The organism is uncultured Roseibium sp. (assembly GCF_947494555.1).
Classification (GTDB): domain Bacteria; phylum Pseudomonadota; class Alphaproteobacteria; order Rhizobiales; family Stappiaceae; genus Roseibium.
The window spans coordinates 637,260-653,184 of sequence record NZ_CANLVF010000004.1 but is presented as its reverse complement, the minus strand read 5'-3'; the positions used below and the strand labels follow the sequence as shown (position 1 = coordinate 653,184).

The following is a 15,925-nucleotide window of genomic DNA, read 5'->3' as shown; positions in this document are numbered from 1 at the left end:
GGCGTCACCGGGACTTCCTCCCGAAACCGTCAGCGAAGAACCTGTACCAGTTGCCCCCCATGATCCCGGAAATCTCGGCATCGTTCATTCCGACCGTGCGAAGCCCGTCTTCGATATTGCCGAAGTCCCTGTTGTCGCGGAACCAGTTTGGCATGTCTGGAAATCCGGGCGTCGCTGCCGAGCCTTCGCCATAGTCGATTTCCCTGGTCCAGCGTCCCACCCGCATCCATTCGACCACGCTGTCGGGCTGGTCCTGGCACAGGTCCGTGCCGAGGCCGAGATGCTCAACGCCGTATTTGTCGGCCGTGCGGGCGATCATCTCGCAGAAGCTGTCGAGGCTGCAGGCAGACTTGTCTTTCAGGTGGTGCGGGTAAATGGAGAACCCCAGCATCCCGCCGTGCTCGGTCACGGCGCGGATGACATCGTCGCGCTTGTTCCTGAGTGCCGGTGCCCAGTCATACGGATTGGCGTGGGTGATCGCGATCGGCCTCTCGGAAATCTCCGCGGCCTCAATGGTCGAACGGTCGGCCGAATGGCTCATGTCGACGACCAGGCCGACCCGGTTCATCTCCTTGATGACCTGACGCCCCATGCGCGTGATGCCGGTGTCTTCGCTCTCGTAGCATCCCGTCGCGAGCAGCGACTGGTTGTTGTAGGTGAGCTGCATGAACCGGGCACCCAGCGTGTGCACGATCTCGACCAGTCCGATATCGTCCTCGATCGGCGACGGGTTCTGGAAGCCGAAAAAGACCGCCGTTCGCCCGGTCCGCCGCGCCTCATCGATATCCGAGGTCCATTCACCCTTCATGATGAGATCTGGAAACTGCTCGAACCAGCGGTTCCACTTCTCGAAGTTGAGCACGGTTTCCCTGAAATTTTCATGGTAGGCGACCGTCACATGGATCGCGTCGACGCCGCCTTCGCGCAGTTGCCGGAAGATCTTCTCCGACCAGTTGGCGTATTGCAGCGCATCGATCCGCATCAGTCCGGGCTCCCCGCGCTGATATAGGCGGTCTTGACCGTCGTGTAGAATTCCGCTGCGGCCTTGCCCTGTTCTCTCGGGCCATACGAACTGTCGCCCCGGCCGCCGAACGGGACGTGGTAATCGGTACCGGCCGTCGGCAGATTGACGGTCACCACACCGGTGCGCGCGTTGCGGCGGAAGTCGGTAGCCCTGGCGAGGCTCTTCGTGACGATCCCGGAGGTGAGCCCAAAATTCGTGTCGTTCACCGTCGCCAAAGCCTCGTCGTAACTGCCGACCCTGATTACGCTTGTCAGCGGCGCGAACATTTCTTCGCGGTTGATGCGCATGGTGTTGTTGGTGTTCAGGAAAACGCCCGGAGACATGTAATAGCCTTCGTGCGCGCGCTCCAGGCGCGCACCGCCACACGCGAGCTCGGCCCCCTCCGACTTGCCCAGCTCCACATAGTCGAGATTCTCCTGAAGCTGCTCACCGCTCACGACAGGTCCCATCTGGGTTCCCTCTTCAAGCGCATGGCCGACGGTCATCGCCTCGGCGCCTGCCACAAGCTTGTCGACAAAGGCATCGTGGACGCGCTCGTGGACGACCAGTCTCGAAGACGCGGTACATTTTTGCCCGGTTCCACCAAAAGCACCGCCAAGCGCGAGCGTAACGGCAAGATCGAGATCCGCGTCATCCATCACGGCCAGAGCGTTCTTCGAGCCCATCTCCATCTGCACCTTGGTCAGGTTCTGGATAGCCGAAGACGCGATTCCCTTGCCGACCGCGACCGACCCGGTGAACGAGATCGCATTCACCTGCGGGCTCTCCACGAGCCGCTGACCAATAGAACGGCCGGACCCCATCACAAGGCTGAACAGTCCCTTCGGGATGTCCTGCTTTTCGATGATCTCCGTCAGCGCAACTGCGGATGCGGGCGTGATATTCGCCGGTTTCCAGACAACCGCATTGCCGTAGCAGAGTGCCGGAGCGATTTTCCAGGACGCTGTCGCGGTCGGGAAATTCCAGGGGGAAATGATCGCCACGACACCCACGGGCTCGCGCCGCACATCGATTTCGACGCCGCCGCGCACACTGTCGGCATTTTCGCCGGTCTGGCGCAGGCATTCGGCTGCATAGTATGTAAAAAACTGCCCGGCCCGGTAGACTTCTCCCCTGCCTTCGGCAAGCGGCTTACCCTCCTCGCGTGAGAGCAGCCTCCCGAGTTCTTCGGCTCGAGCCATCAATTCGGTGCCGATTTTCATCAGGACCGACTGCTTGCGCTCCAGGCCGTAGGACGCCCATTCGGCTTGCGCGGTGCGGGCGCGCTCCAGCGTGAGATCCAGCTGATCCGGACCTGCCTGCGCGAACAATCCGATCAGGTCGCTCAGATCGGACGGGTTTCGGTTCTCGATTACGCTTGTCCCGGCCTGCCAGGTGCCGGCAATCAGGTTGAGGTGTGTCACTTAGGGTTCCAGGTCCAGAAATTCCGTTGGTTAACAGCATGGACATCTGGCGTGACATCAGTCAAACTCAATAAACTTAATTTAACTTTAGAAAAATTGAAACGTGTCCATCAAGATCGAAATGCTGCGTTGCTTTTGCACCGTGGCCCAGACCGGCAGTCTCGCCGAAGCAGCCGACCGACTCGGCCGCACGCAATCCGCAATATCGATGACGCTGAAGCAGCTGGAAGACCATCTGGGCAAGAGACTGTTCGAGGGCGAACGGAAGAACCGCCTGTCTCCCCTGGGCGAGCAGGTGTTTGAACTTTCCCTCAGACAGGTGCGCCAGTTCGAGCAGACAGTTCGCAGCATTGAAGCTGCGGCGGACGCCTCGCAGGGGCTGATCCGCATCGTCTCCGTTCCCTCGGTCGCGGCAATCCTGTTCCCGTCCGTTCTGGAACACATGACGCGGATGTTTCCGGGCATTAAGGTGGAATTGCGTGACACGGACACACAGCAGGTACTCGACGCGCTTGCCCAGGGCAAAGCCGATGTCGGCATCGCGTCGGGGCATCATCCGCTCAATGGGGTCACGTCAACACCGATGTTCGAAGACAGGTTTGGTCTCGTTTGCGCCGCCGATCATCCGTTGATGACCCGGAGCGCCCCGCCCCGGATTGCAGATGTCGCCAAGGCCCCTTTCATCCGCAATGCCTTGTGTGACCTGATCAAAACGCCGAGCCTCGTGGACGCGATTCAAAACACCGAAGTCACGATCCACAACACCCATTCGCTGATCACGATGGTCAGGACCGGGGACTGGGTCACCGTGCTGCCCGAAACCGTTGCCCGTTTCATTCCGGAATCGACCGCTTTCAGACCGATCCCCGATCTGCCCGATAAACGCGAGGTCTGGCTCTATGTCCGGCAACGCACGCGCTTCAGGGATCTGACGAGCGAATGCGCCGATTTCATTTTGCGATCCGAAATGGGTGAAGCGTAAACCAGGCTACGCCGCTGCCACGTCGTTCAAAAACTCACGGATCTCCGTGCGCAACTCCTCGGTGCGGCCGACCACATCGCTTGTCCGGCTGCCCATATCGGCGGCTGCGTTGCTTGACTGCTGCGCGATTTCTTCCACCTGGGCCATGTCGCCGACAACAGAACGTGTCTGATCCGCCGCTTCCAGGACGTTGCCTTTAATGGCATCGGTCGACTGCCGCCGCGCTTCCAGGTCATCTGCGATCTGAGTGGTACAACCCGTGACCTCGCCAATGTCCGTGATGATTTTCTCAATGGCTTCAACAACGCGATCCGTCCGGCCCTGAACCTGGGCGACTTGCCCGGTGATCTGCTCCGTTGCCGATGCAGTCTGGCCAGCCAGTGTCTTGACTTCTCCGGCAACAACCTCAAACCCCTTGCCGGCATCCCCCGCACGCGCCGCTTCGATCGTTGCGTTGAGTGCCAGCAGGTTGGTCTGATCTGCGATCGCGCTGATAAGCGAGACGATTTCACCAATCGATTTGGAGATTTCGACCAGGCTTTCGATTTCGGCATTTGCGGCCGCCGCGTTCTGATTTGCAGCGCGCGCGATACCTGTCGCATCCTGGGCGCGCCTGCTGATAGCGGCGATGTCGTTGGCCAGGACCTCAGCCGCTTCTGCGACCGCGTCGACATTTTCCGAAGCACCGGAGGAGGCCGCTGCCGTCGCCTGCGCGCTGCGGTCGGCGTTCTGGGCAACATCTTCAAGCGTGAAGGATGTGTTTTTCATATGCCCGAGCGCATCATCCACTTCGGTCAGTAGATCCGTCACGCGGCAACGGAAATCCTCAATGAGTTTTTCGATGCGCTCCTGACGCTCCGCGGCGGCCTGGCCTTCAAGGCGCTGCCGCTCCTTCGTAAGCTCGATCGTGCGGTCGCGGTAGTAACCCACGGCCCGGGCAATTTCCGAGATTTCGGTGTGTCCATACGAGAAGGGCAGTTCTGATTCCAATCCGTCGGAATCGGCGAGATTGCGGATGCCACTGTTGAGGGAGTGGATGCAATAAAGGATGGAACTGCTGAAGCGCCACGCCACACCAAACGCAATGACGAACACGACAGCCAGGGCGGCAGCCACCGCCAACATCCGGGTTTTTGACCCGGAAACCATCGCCTGGAGCCTTGTTTCGAGTTCACCGGCGCTCACAACCTGCAAACCGTCGATTGCGGCAAGCAACGCCCCATAACGCTCACGCAGCGGCACGAGATCGATTTGCGTTCCATCAGCACCCTGGCCGACCTGTTTGGCCACACGCGCCATTTCTCCCTGGAACTTGCCGTTTGCCTGCCGATAGGCCTTCGCCGCCTTGTTGAACGGCGTCTCCTCGCTCGAGGTCAGTGCGCCTAAGTCCGCTCGTGTCGCGGCACTGATCGCATCCGCAAGCACCTTGAACTGCCCGGCTCCGACCAACACCGACATGGTGTCGGCATGACTGAGTTTCGATTTCCCGCCAACCATTTCGCCGTTCCGCACAAGAGCGCTGGTGCGCACTACGAGATCGGAGAGTTGTCCCGCAACCAGCTCGGCAAGAAGGTTCGCCTCCGGCGAACGGTTTGCGCGTATACCCGACTTTTCACCGATACACACAATCAGCCGATTTGCCGCCGACAGGGTTTGGGCCGCTTTGGTCGGCAACTCCTCGGGAGCACAGAGCGGATAGCTTGAGAGAACACTGTCCGGCAATCCGTTGTTGTTCTTCATCACCGAAGATGTCCAGACCGTTTCCAGCGCTGGAAGCCCGGCAAGCTTGGCGCTGTCCCGTGCCAGGTCGTTATAGGCCGATAAAATAATCCATCCGGCACATGCAACGATCGGCAAGGTCAGGACAATAACCAGCAGAAACAGTCTTTTACGGATGGTCAATGGAAGTCTCCCGAATCGCCATGGGACGCATTGAGAGAAAAGCTAAGCTGAAATTACCAATAAATTCGAAACGACCACCTCCTTAAGGGCAGGCCGCCCCATTTCATTGGGAGTGTTTCTGAAATCAGAAAAGAACCTGAAGAGACCAGACACCATGGCGCATGGTGCCCGGTCGTTTTCGGTCCACCTGAATTTCAAAAGCCAGCGATATATGCATGAACTGGCTCCGGTCTGCCGGCGAGAGGTTCATTACAGGCAAATTCCACGGCATTTGTCCATCGTCGAATTCAAGGAATGCTACGAAAGACTGCGGGAAGCCCGGTTGGCCAACCAGACCCAAAAGCTCAGGATGACGGCGGACCCGGAGACAAGTGTCATGAGGGTTCCGGGAATGAAATTGGCATAACCGGGCAAATCGATGAAGACGAAATAACCGACATCCGCCAGGCCGCCGACAAGCCCGGTCACCCAGATGGCCGTCATGTTACCGCGCCAGATGAACACGGCACCGACGATTGTGGTTACGCCAAACCACCCCAGGTTCCAGCCGTGTTGCGACAGGATGCCGGACAGGGGCTCCGGATACTCTCCAACCAGCGTCGCCTTGTCGACGGCATCCGCGATGTTTCCGATCGCTGTCTGCGGATCCACGGGAATGATCAAAAGAGCCGCAAGGACGTGGACCAGACCCCAAATCACCCAGAGGATGGAAGCGACTTTCAGCGCAATTTTGTGTTCCGTTTTCATTGTGGTGCAGTCCCTTGCGCGTGTTCCGGCGCCAGAGCAGCAAGAGCGGAGCTGAGCGCAACCTGATCCTCAATTCTGATGAGCGCGGCCTTTTCCGGATCGTAGGCCTCCTTCCAACGGCCAATTCCGGCAGATCCGCGAACGGAGCCGCCGAAATGGGGAGCCAGCAGTTCCTGGCTTTGCAAGACGCCGGCACCGGCTCTCGGTCCCGGCGTTGCAGCCAGGATGACCATGGGCTTGCCCTGCCATAGCTTTGTGTCTATCCGGCTCATCCAGTCGAAGAGGTTTTTCCAGGCAGCCGTTACAAATCCATTGTGTTCCGCGAATGAGATCAACAACGCATCCGCAGCACCGATCTTTTCGAAGAATGCGTGCGCCTGCGGAGGCAAGCCGCTCTCATTCTCCCGATCGATGGAGTAGATCGGTATCTCGAAATCGTTCAGGTCGAGAAACTCGATCTGCGCATCAGTGCGCACGTCCCGCTTGAATTGATAAGCAGCCAGTTCGACGAGCTGCCGGTTAATCGACCGGCGGCTGTTCGTCGCTGCAAATGCCAGCAATCGCATTTCTAGACCTCATCGCCCTCGAGCGACGTCTCAAGACGCGCTCTTGTTCTGTCCCATGCGACAAGGTGTTATGCTGCATTGCCGCGCACAATAGCGGGTTTCGCGCACTGGGTGAGCGATTAGCGCGCATAAGCAAAAGGCTGCGACGATGAAGCACTGGACCGAACTTCGAACGGCAATGCTTGTTGCCCAAACAGGCACCGTCAGCGCCGCGGCAAGCGCGCTCGGGGTCCATCGCGCGACTGTAAACCGTCATATCGAGGTGCTGGAACACACGCTCGGGACAACGCTCTTCCACCGGCATGCCCGCGGCTATGCCCTCACAGATGCTGGCCGGGACATGCTTGAAGTGACGAGCCGGGCCGAAGACATGTTCAAAGATCTTGAGGGACGTAACCGGAACCGCGCCAGCCTCCTGTCAGGCGAATTGACCATTACCGCTCTCGGCGGCATTGCGTCACTGATCATTCCGGCCATCAAGGAATTTCACATTGCCTACCCGAAGATAGCCGTGGAATTCGTCGCGGAAGAACGGCTTGCAAAGCTCGAACACGGTGAAGCGCATGTCGCGTTCCGGATCGGCCCGAAGCCTGATGTCGCCGATTATGTCGTTCTCCCGTTTTATCAGATCCGTTTCGGTCTTTACGCGAGCCGCGACTATATCGAACGCTTCGGATATCCGGAGAACGGGGCATTCGAGGGCCATGAGTTCGTCGGAGCAGTCAGCCGTCCGACGGCACACCCCTATTCGAAATGGATGCGCACGCACGTTCCGCAAACTTCGCTGTCATTGCAAACGAGCGAAGTACCGGTGCAGTTTGAGGCTGTGTGCGCGGGTCTTGGCCTCGGTTTTCTGCCTGAACACGAAGCTCAGGGCCGGTCCGAGCTCGTCGAAATCCTGCCACCCAGGACAAGGTGGACTGCAAATGTCTGGATCGTCACGCATGTCGATCTTCACCGGACCGCGAAAATTCAAGCATTTCTGCGCTTTGTCAGAAAAGACAACCGCCAAAACTCCAATTGAGAGGCTTGGCTTTCCAAGAGGCAAAAAGACCCGGCAGAATATTGCTGCCGGGTCTCCGTTATAGTTCCGTGAGCCGGAAACCGGCTTAGTTCAGACGCGATGCCGGGCCGAGATTGATCAGCTGGGTTTCGCCCGGTGCATCGTCAACACCGTCATTGTCGGTCACGAGGATAAGGTGGCCGTCCGCCGTTATGGCAAGCCCTTCCGGCTTGTCCAGGACCCAGCCTTTGCCTTCGGCCATTGCCGGAAGGATATCCATCGCATAGCGCTTCTTCAGAACCGGAAGCGTCTCACCATGCGCTGCCGGAACAACGTCTTTGAGCGAAATCACGGTGATCTGCTTGATCGCCGCATCTTCGCCGCCCTTGTTGTCACGCTCCAGAACGGCAAAGTCACCTTCACCCAGCGAAACGATTTCGGAAAGACCTACCCAGCCGCCAGCAGCGCTCTTGGGAGCGTCGAGCGGATAGTGAACAAAGCCCCAGGACTTGTCAGCAGGGTTGTATATCGCGATTTTGGTGTGCCCCTTCGGATCGTCGTTCCACTCGCGCTGAACGGCAACAGCCACCAGGGTCTGACCGTTCATCTCAAACTCGGTCACACCTTCGAAGGAAAAGCGCTTCGCCTGATCGATCAGGCTCTGCGGAAGCGTGATCTGTTCCGAGATGACACCATCCGTTCCGACTTTCAAAAGCAGATGCTCGCGCTCGTTTTTGGGGTGGCCTTCGGAAGCCAGCCAGAAGCCGCCGTCCTTGGCAATAGCGATCCCTTCAAGGTCGAGCCTCTCCTGATCAAAGCCGGTGACCGTCACATAGGACGTGATCATTGCCGGTTTTGACGAGATATCCATCGTGTAGATCCGGGCATCGTCATAAAAGCTGTCGCTGACCGCAAAGAGCTTGTTTGCATCGGACGGGTCGGCCGCCAACGCAGAAATAGCACCCCAGCCGATTGGTGCGCCCTTTTCCGGGTCCCTGTCGGAAACAACAGACGGATAGGAAGGTGCATCGGCACCGAACTTGTAGAGAGAAATGTGCGAGCGGACATTATCCTCGGCACTGTCGACTTCGTTGGCTACGACGAAGAGATCGCGGCTCGGGATTGCCAGCAGACCTTCCGGACCGACATGAGTCGGCAGGAACTGTACGAATTCAGGCGCGCCACCGGTGTCCTTGTAGACAGCAACAAAGTTGCCGCGCTCGGAATTGACGAAAATCAGCGTCTCGCCGCCGAAAGTGCCGACAGCAACACCTTCAGGTTCGGTGCCCTTCTTGTGCGCACGTTTGGCGGGGTAGTGGCCGTGGGACATGCCCAGATGTTCCATCTGGTTGCCGCTGTCGAAAAGGACGTCGCCCTTCGCACTCCAGATGGTGAAACCGCGCGAACCACCTTCGTAGTCACCTTCGTTGGCAGTAACGAAGCGCTCGTCGTCAATCCAGGCAACAGCATCCGGCTCGCGAAGCACATTCTCGCTGCTTCCGGAAGCGTCGCTCATACGTGCCTTTTTCACCGGAACATTTTCGGCGGTTGCCGCACCGGCTGAAAAGTTCGCGACGACGTCACCGCTCGCAAGGTCGACGATGGCGATGTGATTGTTTTCCTGAAGCGTGACAACGGCCTGGTTCTGGGAATTGATTGAAACGAACTCAGGCTCCGGATCGGTCGGTGCGACGTCCGCGAAGCCGGTCAGATCAACGATGCGCACGGCGTCGCAGTTGGTCGGCACGCCATTTTCGTCAAGATCGAAAACGGCGAGATGACCGGCAGGCATTTGCGGTATGACGCCGTCGTTCAGGTCTTCGTCGCGCTCATTTTCGATCGCGATCGCAACGAATTTCCCGTCTGGCGAGATAGCAACGCTGTCCGGCTGGCCTTTCGCGTCGCACTTTGCCGTTACGCCCATTTCGTTCAGGGCGATGACCGCAAGATGACCCGACGCATTGATGAAGTCTTCGCTGGTGTTCACACCGGCATAGGCCGCCTTTTCGCCAACAGCAACCGATGTCGGTTCGCCGCCGAGGTCAACGCGAGCCGTCGGTTGAATGTTAAGCGGATTGGCGGCGTTGACGAAAACGATCGAATCGCCGGGGCTGTCCGTGAATGCAAGCGTCCGGCCGTCTTTGGAGGCATATATGATTTCGGCGACGGTTTCGGTTGCCTTGTCCGCACCTTCCGGAAGGGTCTTGTAGACGGGGTAGGTGTTGATGCGTTCAAAATAGTCCGCCTGTGCCGCTGAAACGGCTCCAAGACCGACCAGAACGGCAAGGCTGACGCTTTTTAAGAAACGTCCGCGAAGGTCTGACATTGCACTAGCTCCCACAGTTTTTTGGGTTGAGGTGCGCGCAAGCTAGTGGGCCTCATTACAAGAACGGTGACATTTCCATGAAGCTTGTACGACACCCTCACGAATAAATAATGCGGCCGGATATCAGGCGGGTTCGCCAAAAAACACTGGACAACATCGGTGATTCCTCTCAGGTTGCAGGCTCAGATTGCTTGCGCGCACCGCGCGTCCCTCACTCTTGGATGTACTCATGCAGATCGGATTCGTTCGCGCGGCCCTGGTCCTTGGACTGCTGGCTGCCGTTGGCCCATTCGCTATCGATCTATATCTTCCGGCGACACCTCAGATCGTTGAGGATTTGAGAACGGATGATGCCGGCGCCCACATGACTTTCACGGTCTACTTCATCGCGTTCGGAGTTGCGCAGCTCATATATGGCCCCATTGCCGACTGGCTTGGACGCAGGCCTCCGATTTTTATGGGACTTCTGGTCTTTATCGCCGGTTCGCTGATCTGCGCTTTTGCGACGGATATCACAATGATGATGCTCGGCCGTTTTGTGCAGGCACTCGGTGCCGCGGCCCCAATGGTGATTGTGCGGGCCGTCGTCAGGGACCTGCACACCGGCACTCAAGCGACGCGGCTGATGGCCCTTGTCATGCTCGTGATCAGCATTTCGCCCCTGCTGGCACCAATTACGGGAAGCGCTATCATATCCCTTGCAAGCTGGCGCATGATATTCGGGGCCCTGGCCCTGATCGCACTGCTTGCAATGATCCTGACAGCGCTGCGGCTGCCGGAAACGCTGCCCGCCGACCGGCGCAGCCGCATCAACGCGGCAGCGCTTCTCCGCAGCTCAATCTACCTCATCAAGGACGCAAGGTTCATGGGTCTGACAATGATTGGCGGCTTTGCGCTTGCGAGTTTCTTCGTCTTCATCGCCTCGGCACCGATGGTCTACATGACCCAGTATGCGCTCTCACCGACCGGGTTCTCGCTGGTGTTTGCAATCAATGCCGTGGGCTTTTTCGCAGCCTCCCAATTTGCTGCCGGTCTCGGCCAGAAATACGGCATGGGCCGCGTCGCCTTCTGGGCCGTTTGCGGGTTTGCGCTGGCCACGTCATCACTCTTCGGACTGGTCTGGCTCGGGTTTGACGACTTGCCGGTCCTGATGGCACTGTTTTTTCTTGGCAACTCGTGCCTCGGCCTTGTGATCGCTCCAACCATGGTGATGGCGCTTGAAGAGCATGGAGAACATGCCGGCATGGCGTCCTCCCTCGGCGGCACATTGCAAATGGTTGCAGGCGGGCTGATGATCCTCATTTGCAGCCCTTTTTTCGACCGGACAGCGCTGCCGCTGGTCGGTGCCGTGGCAGCTTGTGCCTTGATCGCCTTTGTCCTCGCACTCCTGACGCTGCGTCCTGAACCACGGGCCAAGGCACCCGCCTGAAGAAGGCCCTGCGCGAACTCCTTTTGCGCAGATGCGGCATTTGTAAAACCGCCCTTGTGTTCCTTGTTCCAACCTGTTGATCTGCGGCGTGAGACGGTGAAGGGGACGCTATGAAAACAATCAAAAATGAATGGCTCGGAACAGGCCTTGAAGATCGACCTGAGTTCGCTTCCGGAGACATCTCGCAATCGCTTGGACCGCAATCCGGGTTCTTTGCCGAGGTCACCGGCCTTCAAACCTCTCCACTTCTGAACCGCCCCGAACTCGCGGATGAGCTCGGCATAGGCGCACTCTTTATCAAGGATGAACGCGAGCGGCTTGGCCTTGGCAGTTTCAAGGCGCTTGGCGCTGCCTACGCGATTGCCAAACAGGCGTTTGCCAGGATCCGCTCCGGCAAAGCGACCGATCCGGCGACCGCGCTTAAGGGCGTCACATTCGTTTGCGCCAGCGCCGGCAACCACGGTCTGTCGCTTGCCGAAGGCGCCCGCATATTCGGCGCCAATGCCGTTGTCTTTGTCGCCCAGAGCGTTCCCGAGGCCTTTGCGGCACGACTGAAGGACAAGGGTGCAAGGGTCGTCCGTGCTGGCGAGATTTATGAAGAGAGCATGGCGGAAGCCGAGCGCCACGCATCCGAAAACGGTTGGCACTTGCTTTCCGACAGTACATGGACCGGCATGACGCAACCGGGACGCGATGTCATGGAAGGGTATCTGAAAATGGGCGAAGAAATCGCGCGCCAGATCCCCGAACCACCAACCCACGTCTTTCTCCAGGCCGGCGTCGGAGGGCTTGCTGCTGCCTGTGCGTCGAGCGCACGCACAAGCTGGGGCGAGGGCGTGACGATCGTTGTTGTCGAACCGGAAGCAGCTCCTGCCTTGCTGGCGAGCATATCCGCGGGCAAGCCGGTCCTGGCACCGGGTCCTGTTTCAAACATGGGCCGGTTGGATTGCAAGGAACCCTCTCATCTGGCGTTGCGCTACCTCGCGCTGGAGGCGAACTTGTTCGCGACGGTCACAGACGCCGAAGCGGTGGAGACTGTCGCCTGGCTTGACGGCAACGGTCTGAAGACGACCCCGTCTGGCGCCGCCGGTCTCTGCGCCGTCCATCACGCACGCGGTCATGTTGAAGAGCTCGGCCTGACACCGAACTCCAGGGTGCTCTGCTATCTCTCGGAAGGACCGGAAGATGGCTGAACCGGACTTTCCAGAAAGCGAATATGAACGACGGCTGGATCGCGCGCAGCAGGCGATGCGAAAAGAGGGTCTTGACGCGCTCTTTTTCACGACTGAGCCTGAAATGCGTTATTTCACCGGCTTCAGGACCCTGTTCTGGCAAAGCCCGACCCGGCCATGGTTCCTGATTGTTCCGCAAGACGGAAAGCCGATTGCAATCATCCCCGAGATCGGGGCCCCTTTGATGGCTTCCACCTGGATTGACGACATCCGGACGTTTTCAGCACCTCATCCTGTTGACGAAGGCATTTCGGTTCTGGTGAGCAGTCTTAAAACTTACCAGCGCATCGGCATGCCGATGGGACGGGAAAGTTCGCTGCGCATGCCGATGCAGGACTTTGAAAAGTTGAAGTCCAAACTTGCCGAAAAGTCATTTGCAGATGCATCCCCGCTGATGATGCAACTGCGCATGGTCAAATCAGACAAGGAGATCGATCTCCTGCGCCGGATCTGCAAGATCGGTTCGGCCGCATTCGCCAACGCCGCCAACCTGTTTCATGAAGGGCAACCGCTCAAGGAAGCTTTTCGAAAGTTCAAAATCGAGCTCCTGCAGCAGGGAGCCGACGATGTACCCTATCTGGTGGGCGGGGCCGGTCCGGGAGGATATTACGACGTCATTTCACCTCCAACCGACCGTCCCCTGGCGGACGGTGACGTCTTGATGCTCGATACCGGCGCGACCAAGGATGGGTATTTCTGCGACTTCGACCGGAACTTCGCAATCGGCCATGCCACCGACGATGTTCGAACAGCGCATGAAAAACTGGTTCAGGCCGTCGCTGCCGCCACCGCAATCGCGCGTCCCGGGAAGACCTGCGCGGATCTTTTCAAGGCAATGACGGATGTCCTCGCTCAGGATCCCGGCAACGTCGGGCGCCTGGGGCACGGGCTCGGAATGCAGCTGACTGAGACGCCGTCGATCACTGCGTTTGACAATACGGAATTGCGGGAGGACATGGTTCTTACGCTGGAACCGGGCATTGGCCTTCGCGATGGCAAGATGATGGTGCACGAGGAAAATATTGTCATTCGAGCCGGTGCACCCGAGTTCTTGAGCACGCCCGCTTCGGCAGAAATTCCTGTGATCGCGGATTGAAGGAGAGTGACGTGCGGCTGGATTTCGACTGTGACACGGGTCTGGGAGAAAAGGCCGCTCTGGGTCTGATCGTCTTGCAGGCCGACGAAACGATCGAAAAGGAATTCCGCCCGCTCTTCGATCAGGACGGGGTGGTTCTCTACCATTCCCGAATTGCCAGCGATCCGGAAGTCACAGAAGAAACCCTGATGCGAATGAAGGAAAACCTGACGGGCGCAGCGGCACTTTTGCCCGGTCATCGCCCACTGGACGTTATCGGATATGCCTGCACATCCGCCTCGACAGTGATCGGGTCCGGGGCTGTGGAAGCCGCAATCCGGAAAGCTCATCCGGGCGCATCCGTGACAAACCCGGCCGTTGCTGTCGTTGCCGCTTTGAAGGCATTTGGAGCCAAACGGATCGGCGTTGTCTCACCCTATATCGCCGACGTCACTGAGGCCGTGTGCGGATTGCTAAGGCAGGAAGGACTTGATACGGCAAAGATCGGTTCATTCGGCCAGTCCGAGGAGGCTGTGGTTGCACGTATCGAAGCGCGATCCGTACAAGAGGCAATCTGCGCGATTGGCGACGATCCGAAAGTGGATGCCGTCTTCGCCTCCTGTACCAACTTGCGCACATTTCCCGTTATCGAGGCATGTGAACGTGCGCTGAACAAACCGGTTGTCAGTTCGAACCTTGCGTTGGCCTGGCACATGATGACGCTGGCCGGCATCGACACCCGCGGCAAGGCACCCGGACGGCTCTTCAACCGTGAAACATGATTGCAGAGCGAAGCCAGCGTTTGGCGGCAGATGCACCAAATCAGATTTTCACCGCATTCCTTGTTGACTTCCAAGGAATTCCGGGCAAAAACACCGCCGTCTCAAGTTTTGACGATTGCGAGCACCCGATGAACCGGCTCAGCGCCGACATTCTGGATATGATGTCCAAGGCTCTTGCCAGCGCAACATTTCTGCGCGGCGAGACCCGTTCGGCTGCCGTAATCGCTTTCAAACGCACTACAAAGACAACCAAGACCACCGCTTGACGGTGCCGCTCATCCCGCCTCCCCGGGGATGGGAGGCGCCCAGAGCCGGCAAGCCTTCTTCCGGGCAGCCGGTGAAGCGGGGAGACGGACAAGGACCAGACCGAAAATGGGTTTCAAGATCGCAATTGCAGGCGCCACGGGCAATGTCGGCCGTGAACTGCTGGACATTCTGGACGAACGCGGCTTTCCGGCCGATGACGTCATCGCACTCGCCTCCCGCCGTTCCCAGGGTACGGAAGTATCCTTCGGCGACAAGACGCTGAAGGTTCAGGCGATGGAGCATTTCGACTTCTCCGATACAGACATCTGCCTGATGTCCGCAGGCGGCACCGTTTCCAAGGAATGGGCGCCCCGGATCGCCGCCAAGGGTTGCGTCGTGATCGACAATTCCTCGGCGTGGCGCTACGACGCGGAAGTGCCGCTGATCGTTCCGGAAGTGAATGCAGATGCCATCACCGGCTTTACCAAGAAGAACATCATTGCCAATCCGAACTGCTCAACGGCGCAACTGGTCGTGGCACTGAAGCCGCTTCACGAGCACGCCAAAATCAAGCGCATCGTCGTGTCGACCTACCAGGCTGTGTCCGGAACCGGCAAAGAGGCGATGGAAGAGCTGTTCAACCAGACCCGCGCCGTCTTTGTCAACGACCCGATCGAGCCGAACAAATATCCGAAGCGGATCGCCTTCAACGTCATTCCCCACTGTGATGTCTTCATGGAAGACGGTTACACCAAGGAGGAATGGAAGGTGCTGGCGGAAACCAAGAAAATGCTCGACCCGAGCATCAAGGTCACCTGCACGGCCGTGCGCGTTCCCGTATTCATCGGTCACTCCGAAAGCGTCAACATCGAGTTTGAAAACGAAATCACCGCAGACGATGCGCGCAGCATCCTGCGCGAAGCGCCGGGTTGCCTTGTCATCGACAAGCATGAAGACGGCGGATACATGACACCGTACGAAGCTGCCGGCGAAGACGCGACCTATATCTCGCGCATCCGCGAAGACGCGACCGTCGACAATGGCCTGAACATCTGGGTCGTCTCCGACAACCTGCGCAAGGGCGCGGCACTGAACACCATCCAGATTGCCGAAGTCCTCGTGAACCGCGGCCTGATCACTCCGAAAAAAGCCGCCGCGTGATCCCTTTCAGCGGGCGCCGTCCGGCGTCCGCACCTTCTCTTCCTCTC

At 58.6% G+C, this 15,925-nt stretch carries 14 protein-coding genes; 8 read left to right on the top strand and 6 right to left on the bottom strand.

The window, feature by feature from the left end; translation table 11 throughout:
* Positions 1 to 4 precede the first annotated feature (4 nt).
* Both Q0915_RS22035 and Q0915_RS22030 read right to left on the bottom strand, forming a co-directional pair.
* Positions 5 to 982: a membrane dipeptidase gene (locus Q0915_RS22035; protein WP_299478859.1), complete on the bottom strand. Its 978-nt coding sequence runs from the start codon at positions 980 to 982 to the stop codon at positions 5 to 7.
* Positions 982 to 2,427 carry an aldehyde dehydrogenase family protein gene (locus Q0915_RS22030; protein ID WP_299478856.1) on the bottom strand — a complete coding sequence of 482 codons (1,446 nt, stop codon included), beginning with the start codon at positions 2,425 to 2,427 and terminating at the stop codon, positions 982 to 984. The genes Q0915_RS22035 and Q0915_RS22030 overlap by 1 nt, the downstream gene beginning before the upstream one ends.
* Positions 2,428 to 2,530: 103 nt before the next feature.
* Between Q0915_RS22030 and Q0915_RS22025 the strand changes: the two genes are divergently transcribed.
* A complete protein-coding gene (locus Q0915_RS22025) occupies positions 2,531 to 3,409 on the top strand; it encodes a LysR family transcriptional regulator (RefSeq protein WP_299478853.1) in 879 nt (292 codons plus the stop codon).
* A gap of 6 nt (positions 3,410 to 3,415) precedes the next feature.
* On the opposite strand, the gene Q0915_RS22020 is transcribed toward Q0915_RS22025, so the two are convergent.
* The 3 genes from Q0915_RS22020 to Q0915_RS22010 all read right to left on the bottom strand — a co-directional run bounded on the left by Q0915_RS22020 (position 3,416) and on the right by Q0915_RS22010 (position 6,624).
* The gene (locus Q0915_RS22020) at positions 3,416 to 5,311 is read right to left on the bottom strand and encodes a methyl-accepting chemotaxis protein (RefSeq protein ID WP_299478850.1); all 1,896 of its coding nucleotides are present in this window, start codon (positions 5,309 to 5,311) and stop codon (positions 3,416 to 3,418) included.
* A gap of 297 nt (positions 5,312 to 5,608) precedes the next feature.
* Positions 5,609 to 6,058, bottom strand: a complete 450-nt coding sequence (locus tag Q0915_RS22015; protein ID WP_299478847.1) for a hypothetical protein — start codon at positions 6,056 to 6,058, stop codon at positions 5,609 to 5,611.
* Positions 6,055 to 6,624: an NAD(P)H-dependent oxidoreductase gene (locus Q0915_RS22010; protein ID WP_299478845.1), complete on the bottom strand. Its 570-nt coding sequence runs from the start codon at positions 6,622 to 6,624 to the stop codon at positions 6,055 to 6,057. Before Q0915_RS22010 ends, Q0915_RS22015 begins: the two co-directional genes overlap by 4 nt.
* Before the next feature lie 148 nt (positions 6,625 to 6,772).
* On the opposite strand from Q0915_RS22010, the gene Q0915_RS22005 reads away from it, so the two are divergent.
* Positions 6,773 to 7,648 (top strand): LysR family transcriptional regulator, encoded by an 876-nt coding sequence (locus tag Q0915_RS22005; protein ID WP_299478842.1) that lies wholly within the window; start codon positions 6,773 to 6,775, stop codon positions 7,646 to 7,648.
* 85 nt (positions 7,649 to 7,733) lie between these two features.
* Here Q0915_RS22005 and Q0915_RS22000 read toward each other — a convergent pair whose 3' ends face one another.
* Positions 7,734 to 9,953 carry an esterase-like activity of phytase family protein gene (locus tag Q0915_RS22000; RefSeq protein WP_299478839.1) on the bottom strand — a complete coding sequence of 740 codons (2,220 nt, stop codon included), beginning with the start codon at positions 9,951 to 9,953 and terminating at the stop codon, positions 7,734 to 7,736.
* A 229-nt stretch (positions 9,954 to 10,182) separates the two neighbouring features.
* Between Q0915_RS22000 and Q0915_RS21995 the strand changes: the two genes are divergently transcribed.
* The 6 genes from Q0915_RS21995 (at position 10,183) to Q0915_RS21970 (ending at position 15,878) form a co-directional block, all read left to right on the top strand.
* Positions 10,183 to 11,382 carry a multidrug effflux MFS transporter gene (locus Q0915_RS21995; protein ID WP_299478836.1) on the top strand — a complete coding sequence of 400 codons (1,200 nt, stop codon included), beginning with the start codon at positions 10,183 to 10,185 and terminating at the stop codon, positions 11,380 to 11,382.
* A gap of 110 nt (positions 11,383 to 11,492) precedes the next feature.
* Positions 11,493 to 12,575, top strand: coding sequence for a pyridoxal-phosphate dependent enzyme (locus Q0915_RS21990; protein ID WP_299478833.1), 1,083 nt, complete (start codon positions 11,493 to 11,495; stop codon positions 12,573 to 12,575).
* Positions 12,568 to 13,710: a Xaa-Pro peptidase family protein gene (locus Q0915_RS21985; RefSeq protein ID WP_299478830.1), complete on the top strand. Its 1,143-nt coding sequence runs from the start codon at positions 12,568 to 12,570 to the stop codon at positions 13,708 to 13,710. The genes Q0915_RS21990 and Q0915_RS21985 overlap by 8 nt, the downstream gene beginning before the upstream one ends.
* A gap of 11 nt (positions 13,711 to 13,721) precedes the next feature.
* On the top strand, positions 13,722 to 14,471 hold the full coding sequence (locus Q0915_RS21980; RefSeq protein WP_299478827.1) for an Asp/Glu racemase: 750 nt from the start codon (positions 13,722 to 13,724) through the stop codon (positions 14,469 to 14,471).
* Positions 14,472 to 14,599: 128 nt separating this feature from the next.
* Positions 14,600 to 14,737 carry a hypothetical protein gene (locus Q0915_RS21975; protein WP_299478824.1) on the top strand — a complete coding sequence of 46 codons (138 nt, stop codon included), beginning with the start codon at positions 14,600 to 14,602 and terminating at the stop codon, positions 14,735 to 14,737.
* Between the two features lie 106 nt (positions 14,738 to 14,843).
* Positions 14,844 to 15,878: an aspartate-semialdehyde dehydrogenase gene (locus Q0915_RS21970; protein WP_299478821.1), complete on the top strand. Its 1,035-nt coding sequence runs from the start codon at positions 14,844 to 14,846 to the stop codon at positions 15,876 to 15,878.
* Positions 15,879 to 15,925 lie beyond the last annotated feature (47 nt).